The organism is Terrabacter sp. 01T434 (genome assembly GCF_056398545.1).
Map to the genome: position 1 here is coordinate 161,262 of NZ_JBFTPP010000005.1, position 19,958 is coordinate 181,219.

At 70.5% G+C, this 19,958-nt stretch carries 16 protein-coding genes and 1 tRNA gene; 4 read left to right on the top strand and 13 right to left on the bottom strand.

Annotated features, from left to right (window positions below; translation table 11 throughout):
- Positions 1-12: 12 nt before the first annotated feature.
- On the bottom strand, positions 13-768 hold the full coding sequence (locus AC1DIW_RS12045) for a hypothetical protein (protein WP_442277735.1): 756 nt from the start codon (positions 766-768) through the stop codon (positions 13-15).
- A gap of 287 nt (positions 769-1,055) precedes the next feature.
- On the opposite strand from AC1DIW_RS12045, the gene AC1DIW_RS12050 reads away from it, so the two are divergent.
- Entirely contained in the window at positions 1,056-2,279 is a 1,224-nt protein-coding gene (locus tag AC1DIW_RS12050) for an acetyl-CoA C-acetyltransferase (protein WP_442277734.1), read from the top strand.
- A 177-nt stretch (positions 2,280-2,456) separates the two neighbouring features.
- Here the strand turns inward: AC1DIW_RS12050 and AC1DIW_RS12055 are convergent, their stop codons facing one another.
- Both AC1DIW_RS12055 and AC1DIW_RS12060 read right to left on the bottom strand, forming a co-directional pair.
- Positions 2,457-2,771: a hypothetical protein gene (locus AC1DIW_RS12055; RefSeq protein WP_478108420.1), complete on the bottom strand. Its 315-nt coding sequence runs from the start codon at positions 2,769-2,771 to the stop codon at positions 2,457-2,459.
- 7 nt (positions 2,772-2,778) lie between these two features.
- Positions 2,779-3,663, bottom strand: coding sequence for a Bax inhibitor-1/YccA family protein (locus AC1DIW_RS12060; protein ID WP_478108422.1), 885 nt, complete (start codon positions 3,661-3,663; stop codon positions 2,779-2,781).
- Between the two features lie 139 nt (positions 3,664-3,802).
- Here AC1DIW_RS12060 and AC1DIW_RS12065 point away from each other — a divergent pair.
- Together AC1DIW_RS12065 and mptB are read left to right on the top strand one after the other, a co-directional pair.
- Positions 3,803-3,877: transfer RNA gene (locus AC1DIW_RS12065), tRNA-Leu, on the top strand.
- Between the two features lie 193 nt (positions 3,878-4,070).
- Complete coding sequence (gene mptB / locus AC1DIW_RS12070; protein WP_478108424.1) at positions 4,071-5,654, top strand: polyprenol phosphomannose-dependent alpha 1,6 mannosyltransferase MptB; 1,584 nt, start codon at positions 4,071-4,073, stop codon at positions 5,652-5,654.
- Between the two features lie 9 nt (positions 5,655-5,663).
- On the opposite strand, the gene AC1DIW_RS12075 is transcribed toward mptB, so the two are convergent.
- The 4 genes from AC1DIW_RS12075 to eno form a co-directional block, all read right to left on the bottom strand.
- Positions 5,664-6,650, bottom strand: coding sequence for a Ppx/GppA phosphatase family protein (locus tag AC1DIW_RS12075; RefSeq protein ID WP_478108426.1), 987 nt, complete (start codon positions 6,648-6,650; stop codon positions 5,664-5,666).
- Entirely contained in the window at positions 6,643-7,212 is a 570-nt protein-coding gene (locus AC1DIW_RS12080) for a DUF501 domain-containing protein (RefSeq protein ID WP_478108428.1), read from the bottom strand. The genes AC1DIW_RS12075 and AC1DIW_RS12080 overlap by 8 nt, the downstream gene beginning before the upstream one ends.
- Before the next feature lie 35 nt (positions 7,213-7,247).
- Positions 7,248-7,646, bottom strand: a complete 399-nt coding sequence (locus AC1DIW_RS12085) for an FtsB family cell division protein (protein WP_478108430.1) — start codon at positions 7,644-7,646, stop codon at positions 7,248-7,250.
- Positions 7,647-7,963: 317 nt separating this feature from the next.
- Entirely contained in the window at positions 7,964-9,265 is a 1,302-nt protein-coding gene (gene eno, locus AC1DIW_RS12090; RefSeq protein ID WP_478108431.1) for a phosphopyruvate hydratase, read from the bottom strand.
- Positions 9,266-9,638: 373 nt separating this feature from the next.
- On the opposite strand from eno, the gene AC1DIW_RS12095 reads away from it, so the two are divergent.
- The gene (locus AC1DIW_RS12095; protein WP_442277725.1) at positions 9,639-11,081 is read left to right on the top strand and encodes a sugar transferase; all 1,443 of its coding nucleotides are present in this window, start codon (positions 9,639-9,641) and stop codon (positions 11,079-11,081) included.
- Between the two features lie 190 nt (positions 11,082-11,271).
- Here the strand turns inward: AC1DIW_RS12095 and AC1DIW_RS12100 are convergent, their stop codons facing one another.
- From AC1DIW_RS12100 to AC1DIW_RS12125, 6 genes are all read right to left on the bottom strand, one after another.
- Positions 11,272-12,261, bottom strand: a complete 990-nt coding sequence (locus tag AC1DIW_RS12100) for a nucleoside triphosphate pyrophosphohydrolase (RefSeq protein WP_478108433.1) — start codon at positions 12,259-12,261, stop codon at positions 11,272-11,274.
- 19 nt (positions 12,262-12,280) lie between these two features.
- Positions 12,281-12,841, bottom strand: coding sequence for a hypothetical protein (locus AC1DIW_RS12105; RefSeq protein ID WP_478108434.1), 561 nt, complete (start codon positions 12,839-12,841; stop codon positions 12,281-12,283).
- A 33-nt stretch (positions 12,842-12,874) separates the two neighbouring features.
- Positions 12,875-16,522, bottom strand: coding sequence for a transcription-repair coupling factor (gene mfd, locus AC1DIW_RS12110; protein WP_478108435.1), 3,648 nt, complete (start codon positions 16,520-16,522; stop codon positions 12,875-12,877).
- A gap of 155 nt (positions 16,523-16,677) precedes the next feature.
- A complete protein-coding gene (locus tag AC1DIW_RS12115; RefSeq protein WP_478108436.1) occupies positions 16,678-17,517 on the bottom strand; it encodes a sulfotransferase family protein in 840 nt (279 codons plus the stop codon).
- On the bottom strand, positions 17,514-18,980 hold the full coding sequence (locus tag AC1DIW_RS12120; protein ID WP_478108438.1) for a hypothetical protein: 1,467 nt from the start codon (positions 18,978-18,980) through the stop codon (positions 17,514-17,516). The genes AC1DIW_RS12115 and AC1DIW_RS12120 overlap by 4 nt, the downstream gene beginning before the upstream one ends.
- Positions 18,977-19,954, bottom strand: coding sequence for a hypothetical protein (locus tag AC1DIW_RS12125; RefSeq protein ID WP_478108440.1), 978 nt, complete (start codon positions 19,952-19,954; stop codon positions 18,977-18,979). Before AC1DIW_RS12125 ends, AC1DIW_RS12120 begins: the two co-directional genes overlap by 4 nt.
- Between the last annotated feature and the right edge of the window lie 4 nt (positions 19,955-19,958).

Here is a 19,958-nt window from a genome sequence, read left to right on the forward strand (position 1 = left end):
CCGTGCTGGAGGTCAGCCGATCTTCATGATCTGGGCCGCCTCCGGCGCCTTGATGCCGAGATCGGCGTTCCATTTGGAGAAGTCGAGCTGGCCCGGGCTGGACGACGAGCCGGTGAAGCGCACGACCTCGGACTTGTCCTTCGAGACGTAGAGCGCACCCTCCCCCTTGCCCTTCTTGTCGGTGAGGACCCAGCAGTCCACGCCGCCAACGTTCTCGCTCGCGACCTCCTTGGCCAGCTGATCCGGGGTGACCGCGCCGAAGGCCTTCTCGAGGAAGCTCTTGAGGCTGAGGCTCTGGGTCATCGACCCCGCGGACGCCGGGGCCTGGATGAACTTGTCACCGGCCTTCTGGACGGACGCCGGCGCACCCTGCTTCTTCCAGAACGTCTCGTCGCCCTGGATGTAGACACCGTCGCCGACGGAGATGACGCGAGCCTTGCCATCGCCCTCCATCTCGATGGCGATGTCAGCCGTCTTGCCGTCGCTCGTGCCCTTGAAGTCGATCTTGATCGTCTTGCCGCTCTGGTCGACCTGACCGACGAACGCACCCGACTTCGCGGCCAGCGCGTTCGCCTTGGCCTTGGCGAGGATCTCGGACGCCACGGGGGCGCTGGCGGTGGTGGACGAGCTCGCGGCCGGCGTCGACACGCTGGTGCTGCCCGAGCCGCCGGTGGCGGCGGGCGTCTCGGACTTCGAGCACGCGGCAGTGCCGAGGCTAATCGCGATCGCGCCGGACACGGCGAGGACGCGAGTCGTGATGGTCTTCATGGTGGACGAGCCCCCCTGATTGGTCGGATGGCCCGGGGTGAGTGCCCAGACCAGGCTCGGCGCGGCAGCGCCGACGGTCCACCCTAACGGTCGCGTGGGCGAACTCCGGGGTCGTACCCGGTCGGTGGGACCCACCCGCGGCCCGGCAGCCGCGGCGAGACGCACGTCATGGCCGGCGCCCTGTCCAACCGGTGCGAGGACGTCCTACCATCGTGGGGACTGAGCAAGCGCTTAGTCGCCCGTCGCACCGCCGCGCGGGCCGTCGATGCTGCACCAGGAGATCTCCCGTGACCGAAGCCGTCATCGTCTCGACCGCCCGCTCGCCGTTCGGCCGGGCCTTCAAGGGCTCGCTCAAGGAGGTCCGTCCCGACGACCTTGCCGCGAGCGTCATCCAGGCCGCCCTCGACAAGGTGCCCGCGCTCGACAAGCGCCTCGTCGAGGACCTCTACCTCGGCTGCGCCGAGCCCTCCGGCCGCCACGGCTCCAACATGGCCAAGGTCGTCGCCACGCTGCTCGACCTCGACGCGACCCCTGCCGCCACGATCAACCGCTTCTGCGCCTCCTCGGCCCAGACGACGCGGATGGCCTTCCACGCGATCAAGGCCGGCGAGGGCGACATCTTCGTCTCGGCCGGCGTCGAGTGCGTCTCGCAGTACACCGACTGGGCCGGTGCCGGCGGCGCCAAGGAGGACCAGCAGAACGGCCGCTTCGCCGAGGCCCAGGCCCGCACGAAGCGCATCGCCGAGACCAACGAGACGTGGACCGACCCCCGCGAGGACGGCCTGCTCCCCGACATCTACATCGCGATGGGGCAGACGGCCGAGAACGTCGCGACGGCATACGGCATCTCCCGCGAGCGCCAGGACGAGTGGGGCGTCACGTCGCAGAACCGCGCTGAGGCCGCCATCGGCCGCGGCTTCTTCGACTGGGAGATCACACCGGTCACGACGCCCGACGGCACCGTCGTCACCAAGGACGACGGGCCGCGCGCCGGAGTGACGCTCGAGGCCGTGCAGGGCCTGAACCCGGTCTTCCGCCAGCAGGGCACCGTGACGGCTGGCAACTGCTGCCCGCTCAACGACGGCGCCGCTGCGCTCGTCATCATGAGCGACACCAAGGCCAAGGAGCTCGGCCTCACGCCCCTCGCCCGGGTCGTCTCGACCGCGGCGACCGGCCTCTCCCCCGAGATCATGGGCCTCGGGCCGGTGGATGCGACGAACCTCGCGCTCAAGCGCGCCGGGCTCTCGATCGGCGACATCGACCTCTACGAGATCAACGAGGCGTTCGCCGCCCAGGTCATCGGTTCGGCCGACCAGATCGGGATGGACTACGACAAGCTCAACGTCAACGGCGGCGCCATCGCCATCGGCCACCCGTTCGGCGCCACGGGCGCCCGCATCACCGGCACGCTCATCAACGCCCTGCGCGAGCGGGACGGCCAGTTCGGCCTCGAGACGATGTGCGTCGGCGGCGGCCAGGGCATGGCCGTCATCTTCGAGCGCCTCAGCTGACGCCGTCAGCCGACCTGCACCACTCACACCGAAGGGCCCTTCCCGTCCGGGAGGGGCCCTTCGGCGTGCAGGCCGGCGGCACGACACCTCGCCGACTGGCGGGTTGTTGCGGCCCAGGGCGCGCTGCGACCGCGAGAAGCCGCCACGTCGCGCCGTGTGGCGCTGCCCCCGGTCGGCTCAGAGAAGCCTGCGTATGCCGGCCAGGGCGTTCGCGACCACCGCGGGGTCGGCGTCCGGCTCGGTCACGAACAGGTCGTGCACCATCACCGCCAGCTGGTCCGTGACCGCGGCGGGCCCGAGGTCGGGCACCGGTTGCGGCGCGACTCCCCGGGCCCGCGCCACGCGGTCGGCGAGCGACTGGACGACGGCCCGGACGGACGGCATACGCGAAAGCGCGTGGTCGAGCGACAGCTGGTGCCACCGCTCGACCACGCGCCGGAGCTCGTCGGACACCTCCTGCGGGGTCGGCGAACCCGCGCGCGAAGGTGTCATCGGGCTGTCAGTCGCGCAGGCGCGCGAAGAGACGGACGAACTCGATGTAGAGCCAGACGATCGAGACGATGAGCCCGTGGGCGAGCAACCAGGAGTACTTCTTCGGCGCACCCACCCGGACGGCGTTGTCGATCGTGTCGAAGTCGATGGCCAGGGAGTACGAAGCGAGGCCGACGCCGAGGACCGACAGGATGAGGCCGAGGCTGCCACTGCCGCCGAAGCCCCAGCCGCTGATGACGCCGGTCATGAGCAGGACGACCTGGAGCAGCGAGAAGAGGCCGTAGCCGACGATCGCGAAGAAGAACATCCGCCGGGTCTTGTCGTTGACCTTGACGAAGCCCGTCGCGTAGCCGACGTACATCGCGACGAAGACGCAGAGCGTGGCGAGGACCGCCATCTGCACGACGCCGGCATACCTCGGGATCGACGCGACGTACTGGCTGAAGGCGCCGAGGAAGGCGCCCTGCAGCACGGCGTAGACCATGAGCAGCGGCACCGAGACCTTCTTCATGAAGGCGATGGCGAAGCCGAGGATCAGCGTGCCGAACATGCCACCGAGCCAGAACGGCAGCGTCATGTCGGAGTTGGCCTTCGTCCAGAACCACGAGACGGCGGCGACGGCGACCGTGACGACGAACAGCGTGAGGCTCTTGACGACGACGTCGTCAACCGTGACGCGGCCGGTGTCGACCGGACCGGCCGGAGGCTGCGAGTAGAGCTCGTTCAGCTGCTGCGCGGTCATCGCGTCCTGGGTCGCGTAGCCGGTCGTTGCGGCCTGCGTGCCCTGCTGCGTCGGCTGCTGCGGACTGCCTTGGGGCGCACCGAAACCGGCGTAGCGCTCCTTCTCGATCTGCTTGTTGAGCCGGTCGAAGACCGGGTTTCCACCTGCCATGTGAGTGCGCTCCTCGAAGCACTGGGTGCCACGACCCGCGAATGGGCGTGGCGACTGTCCCCAAGGGTAAGCGAACGCACCCCGGCGAAAGGTTCCCGCGCGCGAGACCGGGCCGAGCCGACGGCATACTGGGGCCTGCGCCCCCGTGGCCCAACTGGCAGAGGCAGGCGACTTAAAATCGCCAACGGTGAGGGTTCGAGTCCCTCCGGGGGTACGTCACGTATGTCGGTTGTGCGGGCACGGTTCGGTAACGGCCCGCCCACGCCTTGGCGTGGCACGGCATGCATCCAGCCTCTCCACCTAGACTGACCTGCGAGAACGAGGTCCAGGGGCCCATCGTCGGCGCTCCTCCGGGGAGTGTGTCGCGCTCCCGAGTGCGACCCCTCAACCACATGAAGGAGCAGCGGGTGCTGGAGCAGCGTGTCGCGGGGGCGACGACGACGGCTCCGACGCGCACGGCCTGGTCGGTCGACCCGCGCGTCGCGGCCTACGGTGAGCAGTTCGCCGCCGCCCTGCGTCGCAGCTGGGCCGACCCGATGGTCCGTCGGGGCACGCTCGGCACCTCGCTCGTGGCCGCCGGCTCGATCAGCCCGGCGTTCCTGCCTGCCGACACCTTCGAGCTGCCGGCCTCGCCCCTCATCCAGCGCTTCGGCCTCGAGTGGCTCGGCACCGGCGCCGGCCGAATCCTGACCACCATCCTGCTCGCGGTCGGCATGGCCCTGCTCGTCGACGCGTGGCTGCGGATGCGACCGGTCCACGGGCGCAAGGCGCCCTCCCTCGCGTGGCTGCTGTGGAGCCTGCCGATCATGCTCGCGCCGCCGCTCTTCAGCCGCGACGCCTACAGCTACGCCGCGCAGGGCCAGATCGTGCTGCGTGGGATGGATCCGTATGCCGTCGGCCCGTTCTGGGTGGCGGGGCCGTTCGCCGACCAGGTCGACCCGATGTGGGTGCAGACCCCGGCGCCGTATGGCCCGCTGGCCCTGCAGGTCCAGCACCTCGTCGTCAGCGTCTTCCCCGAGAACGCCTACGTGTCGGCCGTCGCCATGCGCGTGCCCGCGCTGCTCGCGGTCGGGCTGCTCGCCTACGCCCTTCCCCGCCTCGCCGAGCGCTACGGCGTCAGCGGCCGGCACGCGCTCTGGCTCGGCGTGCTCAACCCGCTCGTCATGATGCACTTCATCGGGGGTGCCCACGGCGACGCCGTCATGGTCGCCCTCGTCACCCTGGCGCTGCTGCTCGCCAGCCGGGGCCAGCTCGTCGTCGCGTCGATGACGATCGCGGCCGCCGCCGCCTACAAGCAGACGGCCGTCCTCGCCCTCATCGGCGTCGTCGGCATGGCGCTGCAGGCCCAGAGCGACCTCGAGCCCGGCGCCCGCGCCCGCCTGCGGGCCATGGTCCGACACGGCCTCGTCTACGGCGGCATCACTACGGCGACCTTCACCGCCATCACCGCCGTGTCGGGCCTCGGCTGGGGCTGGATCCCCAACCTCTCCGTCCCCGTCTCGCTGCGCTCGCTGCTCTCGCCCCCGACCTTCGTCGGGAGCGCTGTCGAGTGGCTCATGCGCGTCGGTGGCATGCCCCAGAGCTCGTGGTCCCTGCCCGTGCCGATCGCCCAGACGATCGGCCTGGTCGCCGGTCTGGCGGGGATCGCCTGGATCACCTGGCGGTTCGCGCCGCGCAACCCGGTGCTCGCGACGGCGGGTGCCCTGCTCGTGCTCTGCGCGTCGGGCCCCGTCATCCACCCGTGGTACCTCCTGTGGGGCGGCCTGCTGCTCGCCGCCGTGCGCCTGTCGGCGAAGCACGTGCGCGCCGTCGTCTTCGTGACGCTCTTCTTCGTCACCTACGGCGTCGTCGACGCGACGGTCTCCAACGGCACCTGGGCGCTGGGCGTCTCGGCGGCCCTGTGGATGGCCGCGCGGCTGCGCGCCAACCGCCGGCGCCTGCACGAGCAGTCCGACGAGCCCGTGCTCGCCGCCATCCTGCCGGGCCGCTGACGGGGTCGGTCAGCCACGTCGTGCTGCGCTGAGCGCGATGCCGTCCAAGATGTCGTGCTCGGAGGTGACGACCTGGGTGACGCCGGCGCGGTCGACGACCCGCTCGACGATCCGCCGCCACACCAGGGCACCGGCCCCGATGACGTCGACGCGGCCCGGGTGCATGTAGGGCAGCTCGGCGCGCTGCGCTCGGGGCATGCCGAGCAGCTCGTCGCAGGCGACGACCATGTCAGCGGGTGCGGAGTGCGCGAGGTGGACCCGTTCGGGGTCGTATGCCGGCAGGCGCAGCAGGTGCGCCGTGATCGTCGTGACGCTGCCGGCCAGGCCCACGAGCGTTGCGACACCCTCGAGTGGCACGACCGACTCGGCGACGTCGAGCGCCGCGTCGATGTCGCGGATGGCTGCCCCGATCTCGCCGTCGGTCGGCGGGTCGCCGACGAGGTGGCGCTCGGTCATGCGCACGCACCCGATGTCGACCGAGCGGGCGGCCTCGACGTCCTGGGTGCCACGGACCAGCTCGGTCGAGCCGCCGCCCAAGTCGACGACGAGGTAGGGGCCCGAAATGCCCTGGGCGGCAAGCCCACCGGTGGCGCCGGCAAACGAGAGGGCAGCCTCCTCATCACCCGAGACGACCTCCGGCGACACCTCGGAGCCGAAGTGCTCGGTGAAGGCCGTGCGCACACCCTCGATGAAGTCCGAGGCGTTGCGCGCGTCGCGTGAGGCGGACGTCGCGACGAAGCGCACGCGGGCGGCCCCCCGGTCACGGCAGACGGCGGCATACTCCCGCGTCACGGCGAGCGTGCGCTCCATGGACTCGGGCGCGATGACACCGGTGCGGTCGACCCCGTGGCCGAGCCGGACGATCTCCATGCGGCGAAGGACGTCCGTGAGCGCCCCGGTGCCGGGGTCGACGTCGGCGACGAGCAAGCGGATCGAGTTGGTACCGCAGTCGATCGCGCCGACACGAAGAGTCTCGGTGCTGGTCGGGTCACTCATGGGTCGCCTCCCCGGCGGAGGTGGAGGCTGCGGCGTCCTCGGCCGCGTGCACGGCCGCGCACGACGTCGGCCGCCACCACTCGTCGAGCATCGCGAGCGCCTCGTCGCCGAGCGGGTTGACGCCCGGACCAGCGGCCAAGGAGTGGCCGACGAGGACATGGAGGCACTTGACGCGGGTCGGCATGCCGCCCGCGGAGATCCCGTCGATCTCGGGCACGTCGCCGAGCTCGGCACGCTGCGCCAGGTAGTGCTCGTGCGCCTTCGCATACGCCGCCGCGAGGTCCTCGTCGTGGGCCAGGCGCTCGGTCATCTCCTTCATGACGCCGGCCGTCTCGAGGGTGCTCACCGCGCCCGTGAGGCGCGGGCACGTGGCGTAGTACGTCGTCGGGAAGGGCGTGCCGTCGGGCAGCCGGGGCTCGGTGCGCAGCACGTCGGGCTCGCCGCACGGGCAGCGGTGCGCCACGCCGGCCACCCCGCGGGGGCGCCGCCCGAGCTGGCGCTCGACGGCGTCGAGGTCGGAGGTCTCGACGGGCGGCGGGGACGGAGGTGCGGAGTTGCTCACGCGAGGCTCCCTTTCGGTCTCGGGGCTGGCCGCGGTCACTTGCTGCGCGTGACCCCGGCCGTCGGTCGGTCGGCGATCTGGACCGACTGCCACACCTTGCCGTACCACGGCGATGCCGCGTTGGCCAGGGGTGCGGCCACGACGGGCCGCGGCGCGACCGGAGCGCTGGCGTGGTCGGCCGCGGGGTCGATGACGGTGTAGGCGCGGTCGCCGACGCGGACGAACTTCAGGCGTTCACGGGCCTGGACCTCGATGAAGGCGGGGTCCTTCCACAGCGCGGCCTGCCGCTCGAGCTGCTGGACGCTCTGGCGCTGCTCGGCGACCTTGTCCTGCATGGCCGCCGCGTCGCCCCGTTGCTGCACGAGTGAGCGCAGCGTGGGCACGATGGTCACGGCGAGCATCACGAGGATGCCGAGGAGGATGGCTCCGCGCACCCAGGCCGTCGAGGCCGAGGGCGGGGCGCTCTGCGGGGTTCGCGGTCGCGCGGCGAGAGCCGGCCGCTCCTTGCCGGCGCCCGGGCGGCTCGCCCGTGACGCGCCCGGACGTGACTGACCGGGACGGGTCGCGGACGAGCGGCCCGCTCCCGAGCGGCCGGTCGCCGTGCCGGAGGACCCACCGGACGCGGTGCCCGAGGACCTGCCTGAAGACGTGCGGGGAGCCGGACGGGCTGCGGCCGGCCGCGCCCCACCGCCCGGACGGCCCGTCGACGACGGGCGGCCCGGACGGGACGGCGTGCGGTCGGCCATCGGGGTCAGCCCTGGGCGCCGAAGCGGCTCGCGTCGAAGCGCGGGAACGCGCCGGTGCCGGCGTAGACCGCTGCGTCGTCGAGCTCCTCCTCGATGCGGAGCAGCTGGTTGTACTTCGCGACGCGCTCGGACCGGGCCGGGGCGCCGGTCTTGATCTGGCCACAGTTGGTGGCCACGGCCAGGTCGGCGATCGTGACGTCCTCGGTCTCGCCCGACCGGTGGCTCATCATGCAGCGGTAGCCGTTGCTCTGCGCGAGCGTCACGGCGTCGAGCGTCTCGGTGAGCGTGCCGATCTGGTTGACCTTGACGAGCAACGCGTTGGCGGTGCCGGTCGAGATGCCGCGGCCGAGGCGCTCGGGGTTGGTGACGAAGAGGTCGTCGCCGACGATCTGGACCTTGCTGCCGAGCAGCTCGGTCATGGACTTCCAGCCGTCCCAGTCCTCCTCGTTCAGAGGGTCCTCGATGGAGACGAGCGGGTAGGCCTCGACGAGCTCGGCGTAGTAGGCGACCATCTCGTCGGCCGACCTGCTGGCCCCCTCGAAGGCGTAGGAGCCGTCCTCGAAGAACTCGGACGCGGCGACGTCGAGCGCGAGGGCGATGTCGCGGCCGGGCTCGTAGCCGGCGGCCTTGATCGCCTCGAGGATGAGGTCGAGCGCGGCGCGGTTGGACTCGAGGTTGGGGGCGAAGCCGCCCTCGTCGCCGAGCCCGGTGGCGAGGCCGCGCTCGCTGAGGACCTTCTTGAGCGCGTGGTAGACCTCGGCGCCCCAGCGGACCGCCTCGCGGAAGGTCGGAGCGCCGATCGGCGCGATCATGAACTCCTGGATGTCGACGTTCGAGTCGGCGTGCGACCCGCCGTTGAGGATGTTCATCATCGGGACCGGGAGCACGTGCGCGTTGGGGCCACCGACGTAGCGGAAGAGCGGCAGACCGGCCGACTCGGCGGCGGCATGAGCGACGGCGAGCGAGACGCCGAGGATCGCGTTGGCGCCGAGGTTCTCCTTGTTGGACGAGCCGTCGAGCGCCATCATCTCGGCGTCGATGAGCCGCTGCTCGCTGGCGTCGAAACCGACGAGGCGCGGGTTGATCTCCTCGATGACGGCGTCGACCGCCTGCTCGACACCCTTGCCCAGGTAGCGGCCCTTGTCCCCGTCGCGACGCTCGGACGCCTCGAAGGCGCCGGTCGAGGCGCCGGACGGGACGGCCGCGCGAGCGAACGTGCCGTCGTCGAGACGGATCTCGACCTCGACGGTCGGGTTGCCGCGCGAGTCCAGGATCTCGCGGGCGCCAATCTCCTCAATGCTGGCCACTGACAACTCCTGTGCAGGTCGCGCTCGGACACCCACCGCCGGATCGCGCGGGTGCGTGCATCGCACCAAAGCGTAGTCGGTGGCCACCCCGTCGGCCCTCAGCGACCCGGCCCGGTGGCCCATCCCGGGACGCGGGCCGACCGGCGCCGCAAAATGGGTCAGACATTACGGGCTATACGCGTCCATTCACGCCCAACCTGAGAAAAGACTTACCGGTTCTTGACCTTGGCGTGACCGAACCCGACATACTCCGAAGTGTCACCGGGGGGTGGCTGGTTTCATTGGGGAGTTACGACGCCAGCGGGGGGTTGGTGCTGTCATGGGGCAAGCCGTGCAACAGCCAGGAGCGATTCTCCTGGACCTGAACGCGAGAGTGGATGCACGCAGGACGACGGAGCGGCTGCGCGGGCAACGGCTGCTCCAGCTGGGGATCGCGACCGGTGACCTCGTCATCATCGTGGGAGCGACGCTGCTGGCCTCCGTCCGGCGCGTCGACACGCCGGTGCTGCTGCCGGTGGCGAACGACGTCAACACGGTCGCACTGTCCGTGGGGCCGGCCATCATCGTCGCCTGGATGCTGGCCAACGTGGCGCGAGGGTCCTACACCAAGGCCCATATCGGGGTCGGCACCGTCGAGTACGCCCGGGTGCTCGGCGCTGCGGGACTCACGGCCGGCGCCATCGGGATCTCCAGCTACCTGACGAAGTTCGAGCTCTCCCGGGTCTTCTTCGTCCTGCTGTTCCTCGTCGGCGTGCCGGTGCTGCTGCTGTGGCGGTGGACGGCCCGCAGGATCGTCCACCGTCTGCACCGCCGCGGGCGCCTGCTGACGAAGGTGATCATCTCCGGGTCCGAGAGCCGGATCGACGAGGTCGCGAGCGTCCTGCGCCGCGAGAAGTGGCTGGGCTTCCAGATCATCGGCGCCCTGGTGCCGTCGACGCGGCCGGTCGAGCAGACGCCGGGCGGGGTGCCGGTCATCGGCTTCACGAACGAGACCGCCTCCAACGCCCTCGCCTCCGAGGCCGACCTCGTGCTCTTCTCCGAGGGCGCCTTCCCGTCGGCGGTCGACTTCCGCCGGATCGCCTGGGACCTCGAGGGTCACGACGTGCAGATGGCGGTCGTCCCGAGCCTCAGCGACATCTCGTCAGGGCGGATGGCCATGCGCCCCGTCGGTGGTCTGCCGCTCGTGCACGTCGAACCGCCGCAGAGTCTCGCGGCCTCCCGCGGCCTGAAGCGCGCCTTCGACCTGGTGGGCGCCACCGTCGCACTGCTCCTCGCGTCGCCGGTCATGCTGACCTTCGCGCTGCTGACCAAGCTGCAGGACGGCGGCCCGGTGCTCTTCCGCCAGACCCGTGTCGGCCGCGACGGTCAGCTCTTCGAGTGCCTCAAGTTCCGCAGCATGGTCGTCGATGCGGAGGCCCGCCTGTCGGGCGTCAGCCACCTCAACAAGAACGCCGAGGGCGTCCTCTTCAAGGCCGAGCACGACCCGCGGATCACGCGCATCGGAGCCGTCATGCGCCGGTTCTCCATCGACGAGCTTCCGCAGCTGATCAACGTCATCAACGGCGACATGAGCCTCGTCGGGCCGAGGCCGGCCCTGCCGGCCGAGGTCCGCCGCTACGAGACCGACGTCCAGCGCCGGCTCCACGTGCGGCCCGGGCTGACTGGCCTCTGGCAGGTCTCGGGTCGGAGCGACCTCTCGTGGCAGGACACCGTCCGCCTCGACCTCTACTACGTCGACAACTGGTCGATCGTCCAGGATCTCGCGATCCTGGCTCGCACGGTCCATGCCGTCTTCGCCTCACACGGAGCATACTGAGAGTGGACCCCATGAACGGCGGGGGCGCGGGTACCTCAGCCCGTGCATCCGCCCGCGGGCCCGGCGCTCCCGGCACCCCCCCTGCCGAGTTGCGCCGGGCTCGCCCCTTCGGCCTCACGCCAGGCCGAAGGGGCGGATCCGCGCCAGGAGTGACACGAGTGACGCGAGTGACGCGAGACTGAGACACGGCTCAGGAGGCCGGGTGGTCCTCGACTCCATCGGTCGCGGCTGAACGCTGCTCCAGCTGCCGGAGGGTCTCACGCAGGGCGGCTTCCGCGTCGACGCCCTCGGCCCGGGCACGTCGGACGAGGTCCAGCAGCTGGGCGCCGACGTCCCCTGCCGCGACGGCCGCGTCGACGAGGTCGTCCTGGCCGCTCCGGTGCAGCCGCGACACGAACTTCTCGGCCCGGGCGAGGGCCGGGAGGGAGCTCGGCACACCCTCGAGGGGGTGCGTCCGATGCTGCTTCTCGGCGGCCTTGATGGCCTCCCAGTTGGCCTCGACAGCATCAGCGGTGGCCGCCTCGACCTCCGCGAAGACGTGGGGATGACGCCGGACGAGCTTGTCGACGAGGCCGCCGGCCACGTCGTCGATGTCGAACGGCTCGGTCGCGTGCTCCTCGGCCACGCGGGCCTGGAAGGCGATCTGCAGGAGCAGGTCGCCCAGCTCCTCCTGCATGTGCATGGGATCGCCGCTCTCGATGGCCTCGATCGCCTCGTGGGCCTCCTCGAGCAGGTAGGGGACGAGGGAGGTGTGCGTCTGTTCCGCGTCCCACGGGCAGCCGCCCGGCGAACGCAGCCGGTCCATGACGGCGACGACGTCGAGCAGGCGCGCACCGGGGACGTCGAAGGAGCCGATGAGCAGCTCGACGTCGGGAGGTTCGGGAAGTCGCGTCACCTCGACGGCGATGGCGTCGCTGAGGCCGGGGTCGCCATCGGAGGAGCCGACCCACACCACGTCGCCGACCTCGGAGGCCGCCACGAGGTCACGCGCCAGGTCGGCCGGGTGGGCAGGCTCGCGGGGCAGCACCTCGACGCCGGCCTCGACCAGCGCGGCGACCTGCGGCTCGTCGGGACGTCCCCACACGGCATACGCCTGCTCGAGGCTCGACCACGCCTCGCGGGTGAGGAGCCCCGGCGCGATGCGGGGGGTCGTGACGAGCAGGACGACGCGGGCAGTCACGGCGGCGAAGGTGGCAGGGCTACTGCGCGGCGGACGGCGTGGCGGGAGCAGGGTTGGCAGCGGGCTTGACCCAGTTGGGCGTCTGCTGACCGATCGTGAAGTAGACCGGTCCCTGGTCGGACTTCACGACCGAGCCGTACTTGGGGTTGACCGTGATGTCGGCCTTCTGGAGGTCGGCGCGATAGGCGGCGACGTCGGCCGGCGTCATCTTCTGCGACTGGATGAGGGCGACCGCCGCGACGAACTCCTTCGTCGTGTCGGTGGCGCCGGGGATCGAGGAGATGACGGAGGCGTAGGTCGCGTCGGGCTTCCAGCTGCCGGAGGTCGCGACGGCGTCCTGGAGCAGCGGCGCCGCGACGAGGGCCGTCACGACGATGTTCTCGGCGAAGTCGAGCTTGGCGGCCTTGAGCTGGTCGAACGTCTCGCGCACGTCGGACTCGTGGATGACCTTGCCGTTGACGACGGCGGCAGCCTGCTGGCGCGTCTCGAAACCGCACCCGCCGAGCAGCGACACGGCACCGAGCGTGGCGACGCCGACCACGGCCGCACGCTTCGCGGATTGAGCAGACCAAGCCTTCACGAATTTCCTCCTCTGGCGGATGCGTCTGACATCCTACGGTGCTCCCACGCCGGACCTGGTCGCACCCGACGATGCGGACGACGCCGACGATGCGGCCGCGATGTCGTCGAGCAGGACGGCCTGGATCAGCTGCCGCGCCCACGTGAGCACCTCGACGTCGCGCAGTGGCTTGCCACCGACGCGCGCCGTCATCGGGACGGGAACGAGGATGGTGCCGAGCGCCTCCTTGACGAGCGTGCCCGGATACAGGCGCATGAGGCGCAGCTGCTGGCTCTCGCGCAGCTCCTTGACCGGGCCGAAGCGCACGACCTTGCCCTGGACGCCGATGTCGCCGATGCGCGCGGCGCGGGCCACGACACGCAGTCGCGCGACCTCGAGGAGGTTCTGCACCGGCTTGGGCGGCGCCCCGTAGCGGTCGCGAAGCTCGGCCTCGATCTCGTCGACGGCCTCGAACGTCTCGACGGTCGCGAGCTTCTTGTACGCCTCGAGACGCAGCCGCTCTCCCGGCACGTAGTCGTGCGGGAGGTGGGCATCGACCGGCAGCTCGATCTTGATCTCGGCGGGCACGTCGACGGCGTCGCCGCGGAAGTCGGCAACGGCCTCGCCGATGAGGCGGACGTAGAGGTCGAAGCCCACGCCCTGGATGTGACCGGACTGTTCGCCGCCGAGCAGGTTGCCCGCGCCGCGGATCTCGAGGTCCTTCATGGCGACGGCCATGCCGGAGCCGAGGTCGGTGTTGCTCGCGATGGTGCGCAGGCGGTCGTGCGCCGTCTCGGTCATCGGCTTCTCGGGCGGGTAGAGGAAGTAGGCGTAGGCGCGCTCGCGTCCACGGCCCACGCGACCACGCAGCTGGTGCAGCTGTGACAGACCGAGCATGTCGGAGCGTTCGACGATGAGCGTGTTGGCGTTGGAGATGTCGAGCCCGGTCTCGACGATCGTCGTGCAGACGAGCACGTCGAAGCGCTTCTCCCAGAAGTCCTCGACGACCTGCTCGAGCTTGTGCTCCCCCATCTGTCCGTGGGCCGTCGCGATGCGCGCCTCGGGCACGAGCTCGCGCAGACGGCCGGCGGCCTTCTCGATGCTGCTGACCTTGTTGTGCACGAAGAAGACCTGTCCCTCGCGCAGCAGCTCGCGCCGGATCGCGGCGGTGATCTGCTTCTCGTCGTAGGCGCCGACGAAGGTGAGGACCGGGTGACGCTCCTCGGGCGGCGTTGCGAGAGTAGACATCTCACGGATGCCGGTGACAGCCATCTCGAGGGTGCGCGGGATCGGCGTGGCCGACATCGACAGCACGTCGACGGCTGTGCGCATCGTCTTGAGCAGCTCCTTGTGCTCGACGCCGAAGCGCTGCTCCTCGTCGATGATGACGAGCCCCAGGTCCTTGAAGCGCGCATCCTTGGCGAGCAGCCGGTGCGTACCGATGACGAGGTCGATGCTGCCGTCGGCCATGCCGGCCATGACCTCCTTGGCCTCCTTGTCGCTCTGGAAGCGCGACAGCGAAGCGACCTTGACCGGGAACTGCGCGTAACGCTCGGCGAAGGTCTGCTGGTGCTGGCTGACGAGCAGCGTGGTCGGCACGAGGACCGCGACCTGCTTGCCGTCCTGGATCGCCTTGAACGCCGCACGCACGGCGATCTCGGTCTTGCCGTAGCCGACGTCCCCACAGATGAGCCGGTCCATCGGCACCTGCTTCTCCATGTCGGCCTTGACCTCGTCGATGCTGACCAGCTGGTCGGGCGTCTCGATGTAGGCGAAGGCGTCCTCGAGCTCGCGCTGCCACGGGGTGTCCGGCGCGAACGCATGACCCTTCGTGGCCTGGCGGGCGCTGTAGAGGCGGATGAGGTCGGCCGCGATCTGCTTGACGTAGCGCTTGGCCCGCGACTTGGTCTTGGTCCAGTCGGAGCCACCCATCTTGTTGAGGGTGGGCTCCTCGCCGCCGACGTACTTCGTCACCTGGTCGAGCTGGTCGGTGGGGACGAAGAGGCGGTCGCCCGGCTGGCCGCGCTTGCTCGGGGCGTACTCGATGACGAGGTACTCGCGGGTGGCTCCGGCGACGGTGCGCTGCATCATCTCGACGAATCGGCCGACGCCGTGCTGCTCGTGGACGACGTGGTCCCCCGGCCGCAGCTGCAGCGGGTCGACCTGGTTGCGCCGGCGCGACGGCATACGCCGCATGTCCTTCGTCGACGTCGAGCTGCCGACCTGACCCGTGAGGTCGGTCTCGGTGAGCACCTCGAGGCGTGCGGCCTCGTCGACGAATCCCCTTCCGAGAGAAGCGGTCGCGATGAGGGCTCGGCCGCTCGGGACCGTGTCGGCGAGCCGGTCGACGGGCACCTCGTGGTCGCGCAGCACCTCCTCGACGCGCTTGGCGAGACCTGGCCCCTCGGTGACGACGGCGACCCGCCACCCGTCGCCGGTGCGCTCCCTGAGGTGGGCGACCGCCCGGTCCGTGTCTCCACGGAACGCCTCGGGGTCGACGGTCCCGAGGGAGAGCCGGACGTCGACGTCGTCATCCTCGATGACGAGCTCGGCGTCCGAGCTGAACGGGGTCAGCGTCCACCACGGACGTCCGGACGCAACGGCGTGCGCGCGCACCTGGGCGAGCGTCCAGTAGGAGGCCGAACCGAGGACCGACTCGAGGTCGACGGGCACGTTGTTGCCGGCGGCTGCGTTGGCCCAGCTGGCCTGGAGGAACTCGTCGCTCGTGAGGACGAGGTCGTGGGCGCGGGTGCGGATGCGTTCGGCGTCGGCGAGCACGATGATCGACTCGGTGGGCAGCACGTCGAGCACGGACTCCATGCCGTCGACGAGCGCGGGCGCCAGCGACTCCATGCCCTCGACCGCGATCCCCTCGGCGACCTTGGTCAGCATGTCGGCGACGCCGGGCAGCTGCGTGGCCAGCTCGGCCGCTCGCGCCCGTACCTCGTCGGTCAGCAGGACCTCGCGGCACGGCGGGGCCCAGAGACCGTGCTCGGCGACCTCGAGGCTGCGCTGGTCGGCGACCTTGAACCACCGCACCTCCTCGACGGTGTCGCCCCAGAACTCGATGCGGACGGGGTGCTCCTCGGTCGGCGGGAAGACGTCGAGGATCCCGCCGCGCACGGCGAACTCACCGCGACGCTCGACGAGGTCGGTGCGCGTGTAGGCCGCGGCGGCGAGCGCCTCGACCACGTCGGAGAGCGGCTGCTCGTCGCCGGGACGCAGCGCCACCGGCACGAGGTCACCCAGACCCTTGGTGATCGGCTGGAGGACCGCACGGACCGGCGCGACGACGACCGACAGGGGGCCGTATGCCGTGTCGTCGGGGTCGGGGTGCGCGATCCGCCGCAGGACGGCCAGTCGCCGGCCGACCGTGTCGCTGCGGGGCGAGAGGCGCTCGTGCGGAAGGGTCTCCCAGCTCGGGAAGACGGCAACGGCGTCGCGCGGCAGGAAGGCCTCGAGGGCCGCGGCCAGGTCGTCGGCCTCACGTGTCGTTGCCGTCACGACCACGACCGGCCCGGCGTCGCCGGCGGCGCGCGCCAGGGCCGCGACGAGGAACGGACGGCTGCCGTCGCTCCCCGACACGTCGACGAGCTGGGCCCGCCCCACCTGCTCGAGCACCCGGCGGGCGGTGGGCTCTGCCTGCCAGGCGTCGAGGAGCCCGGACAGGCGAGCCGGGGTTCGGGTGGTGGTTGTGCTCATGAGCAGACGTCCCAACATTTCAGACGGCGATCGACAGGTCCCCCGACGCGCAGGCAGCATGACGGACCCACGTCGATCGGACACGGGGTGCCCCACCAGAGTAATCGCGCCGCGAGCGCAGCTTCACCGCGCCGGCACGGTCACGCCGTACCCCGTCAGATCGCTGCCGTCAGCCCCAGCGGGGTGCGGTGCTGGGAGAAACCGGACAGGTCGGCCCAGTCGTAGCCGAAGGCGGCGATGTCCTCGGCGTGGCGAGACCCGATGATGCGACGCTGCCATGCGCCCGGCCGCCACCAGCCCTCGTACGACGCCCACCGTTCCGCATAGGAGTCGCTGTGACTCCTGCTGAGCTTCGAGGAGTCGATCGGCTGACTCAGGCCGAGGAACGACTGCACGCGCTTCAGCTCCTCGTCCGGGCTCTGGATCAGGCGTTCGTAGTGCACCACGAGCAGCCGGTCGAGGTGTGGTGCGTCGGCCGCCAGGATCGTGTGAGCCGCTAGCCAGTGCTCCACCATCTGGTTGAGCGACTGGAACTTGCGAGGGTTGGTGGACGTGATGCGTCGCCACTTCTTGTTGGACAGGGCGACTGCCACCGGATGCCGGACCACGACGATGAGTGCCGACCCGGGGAACTGCGCCTGGAGGAAGCGGCCCATGATGATGTTCGGCGGGGACTTCTCCACGAGGAACGTCCGGCTGGTGTCCCAGAAGGGGACCCAGCTGTCGAGCATCGCCTGCGCATTCGCCGGCGACGTCAGCGGTGACGCCTCGGTGAGGTGCGCCTCCGGTCGGTGGGCGAACCGGCCGGACCCGCCGTAGACCTTCGCCTTGGGGTAGACCCGCTGGAGGTGTTGTCCTTCGTCCTCGCGGACCCCGGTGTCGACGAGTCCACTGATCTCCGGGTTTCCGTCCAGGATCTTGGCGAAGGGCGTCGTGCCGCTGCGGTGCAGTCCGCCGACGAACACGAGTCGCTTCGGGTCGGGATCGAGGCTCATAGCGTGCTCAACAATTCGGAGACCGTTCGGTTGGAGGCGATCTGGACCGGTACCGCACCGACCTTGGCCGACCCGGTGGCCCCCGAGCCACCCTGGGCGGCAACCGGCTTGACGACCTCACCAGGACCGAGCTTGATCATGACGTCGCCGGCCGGGCTCCAGGCGAACACCTGTGTCTTGCCGTCCTTCTCGAGGGCCACCCCGCTGAGGCCCTTCCCCGAGACTGAGGTCGCCGTCGCGCCGGCCGCGGCCTGGGCCATTGCCGTGAAGGCGGTGCCGGTCAGACGCGTTGAACCATCCGGGTTGAGCAGGCCGTAGCGCGGTTCGTTGCTGTTGCGTCCGACCGGGTTCATCACGAGAGGGAGCCACAGCACGCGCCGAACCCCGCCGGCGAGCAGGAGGGACACGGTCTTGACCATCTCCTGCGCGCGCTGCTCGTCGGTGAGGGTTCCGTCCTTGAGGAACTGGCCGACCTCCCATGCCTCTATCGGCATGCCGGCTGGAGTCGTGGCCTTGAGGTAGTCGACGAAGGCAGGGGCGGCTTGCCAGCTCTCGTAGAAGTGCACCTGCCTGATGTCGACCACCTTGTCCTTCTGGAGCTTCTCGGCGAGCGCGAGGTACTCGAGGTTGCGGGCCGCCTGGGGAGCGGCGAGAGCCGCAGAGAGACTCGCCCCGTCCGTGACGGACTGGAGCTGTTCGCCACGCGTTCCGATGCGGCGTGAGTAGTAGGTGTTCCAGGCCTTGACCGCCTCGGCGACCTTGCCCTGGTCCATCAGGCGTTTGGCAATGGCCGCCCCGTATGCCGTGCTGCTGATTCCCGGGTCGGCCACCGCTGCAGCCGGGTCCGCGGCGCGGATCGAGGCCGCGGCAGCCTTGGCCAGGGACTCGAACTCGGTGGTGCTGCCGCCCCAGAAGGACTCCGAGTTGATCTCGTTCTCGACGGCGTAGGTGTGCACACCCTGGGCGGAGTAGCGCTTGACGACCGAGGAGACGAACGCGTTGTACTTGCTCATGTCCTTGGGCATGAAGGACTCGGTCTTGTTCTTGGTACCGCGCACGTGCTGCGGGTCGCTCTGGGTGGTGGCCCAGCAGGAACCGACCCGGATCTTGATCATCAGCTGCGCACCGACGGTCTTCGCCTTGCGGGCAACGGCGTCCATGGTCGCCCAGTCCTGCTTGCCCTCGGTCGGCTCGATGTCGCACCAGACGAGCTCGTAGAACGTCGAGCTTCCCGACAGGTTCTTCAGGTACGGCGAGACGATGTCGAACCGCGACCAGTCGTACTTCGCGCCGAGCGGGGCGGTGAGCTTGGCAGCCGTCCCGGAAGGTGGACCACTCGGCGTCCCGGTGGGGCTGGTCGTCGGGGGTCTGTTGACGTAGGCCGGGCCGGTGCAGGCGCCGAGCACCAGGGCGCCGACCACCACGCCTGCTGCGGTGCGCATCGCCGCGGTCCTGGTCCTCATGAGGCGCTTCTCCCGCCGGCCGCGGACGAGTCCTGGTCCGCCGACCGGCGGTTCTGGGCCTCGCGCGCGGCCTCGAGACGCTCGTGGACCTCGATGGCGAGTGCGCGGACTCGAGGATCGATCTCCAGCGGCGTCGTCCCGTGCGAGACCCTGCGATCGACGTGCTCGTCGAGCTGGGGCCGGTAGGTCACCCCGACGAACCGGCAGAGACGCCGCATCTCGTCCGCCGGGTGGGCGGCGAAGGCGTCGTAGGACAACAGCAGCACGTCCTCGCGACGGTCGAACCCGAGCTCGAAGAACAGCTGGTTGCGGATGGCCCAGAAGAGCACCGCCGCGGTGACAGGAGTCATCGTGTCGAGATCGAACGACTGGACGAGCTCGACACTCGCCCTGGGCAGACGCTCCCCCTGCCACCGCATCTCACCCTTGCCGGCGGCGATGTCACGTAGGGCCAGAAGGTTGGCCGGCCCGAACTTGGAGACTTCCGACCGGGCCCGGGAGTCCGGGTCGCGGTAGACCCAGACCCCGCGTCCCGGGGCCAGCCCGTCGATGTCCAGGAAGGTGTCGAGCAGCTGCGAGTCACAGATCGGCTTGACGAAGACGAACTGCTGCCGGCTCGCCATGACGGTCGAACGCAGCACGTCGACGGACCTGATCCGGAAACGGTGGAACAGCACGCGGTCGTTCTCGTTGCGCACCTCGGTCTCGGGCGCCTCGTCCAGCCCACGCATGAGCATGTTGGTCCCCGACCGCTGGAGTCCGACGACGTAGACGGGCACGGCCGAACCAGGCGCGACGGGGTGACGGTGACGCCACCGGCGCTTGCGGGCGGCCGCTCGCAGCCGAGGGCGCGGGTCGAGGCGGTCCTCCTCGATGACCCGGCCGACACCTTCGGTCCGGGCCCAGTGGATCCGGCGCACGATCTTGCGGGTCAGGTGCTGCCTCGGGGTCTGCGGACCCGTCGGCGGATTCACGTAC

What these genes read in the sequence shown, in the direction of transcription:
- AC1DIW_RS12045 (WP_442277735.1), bottom strand. Translation starts at nt 768, where the DNA reads ATGAAGACCATCACGACTCGCGTCCTCGCCGTGTCCGGCGCGATCGCG.
- AC1DIW_RS12055 (WP_478108420.1), bottom strand. Translation starts at nt 2,771, where the DNA reads ATGACACCTTCGCGCGCGGGTTCGCCGACCCCGCAGGAGGTGTCCGAC.
- AC1DIW_RS12060 (WP_478108422.1), bottom strand. Translation starts at nt 3,663, where the DNA reads ATGGCAGGTGGAAACCCGGTCTTCGACCGGCTCAACAAGCAGATCGAG.
- AC1DIW_RS12075 (WP_478108426.1), bottom strand. Translation starts at nt 6,650, where the DNA reads ATGAGTGACCCGACCAGCACCGAGACTCTTCGTGTCGGCGCGATCGAC.
- mfd (WP_478108435.1), bottom strand. Translation starts at nt 16,522, where the DNA reads ATGAGCACAACCACCACCCGAACCCCGGCTCGCCTGTCCGGGCTCCTC.
- AC1DIW_RS12115 (WP_478108436.1), bottom strand. Translation starts at nt 17,517, where the DNA reads ATGAGCCTCGATCCCGACCCGAAGCGACTCGTGTTCGTCGGCGGACTG.
- AC1DIW_RS12120 (WP_478108438.1), bottom strand. Translation starts at nt 18,980, where the DNA reads ATGAGGACCAGGACCGCGGCGATGCGCACCGCAGCAGGCGTGGTGGTC.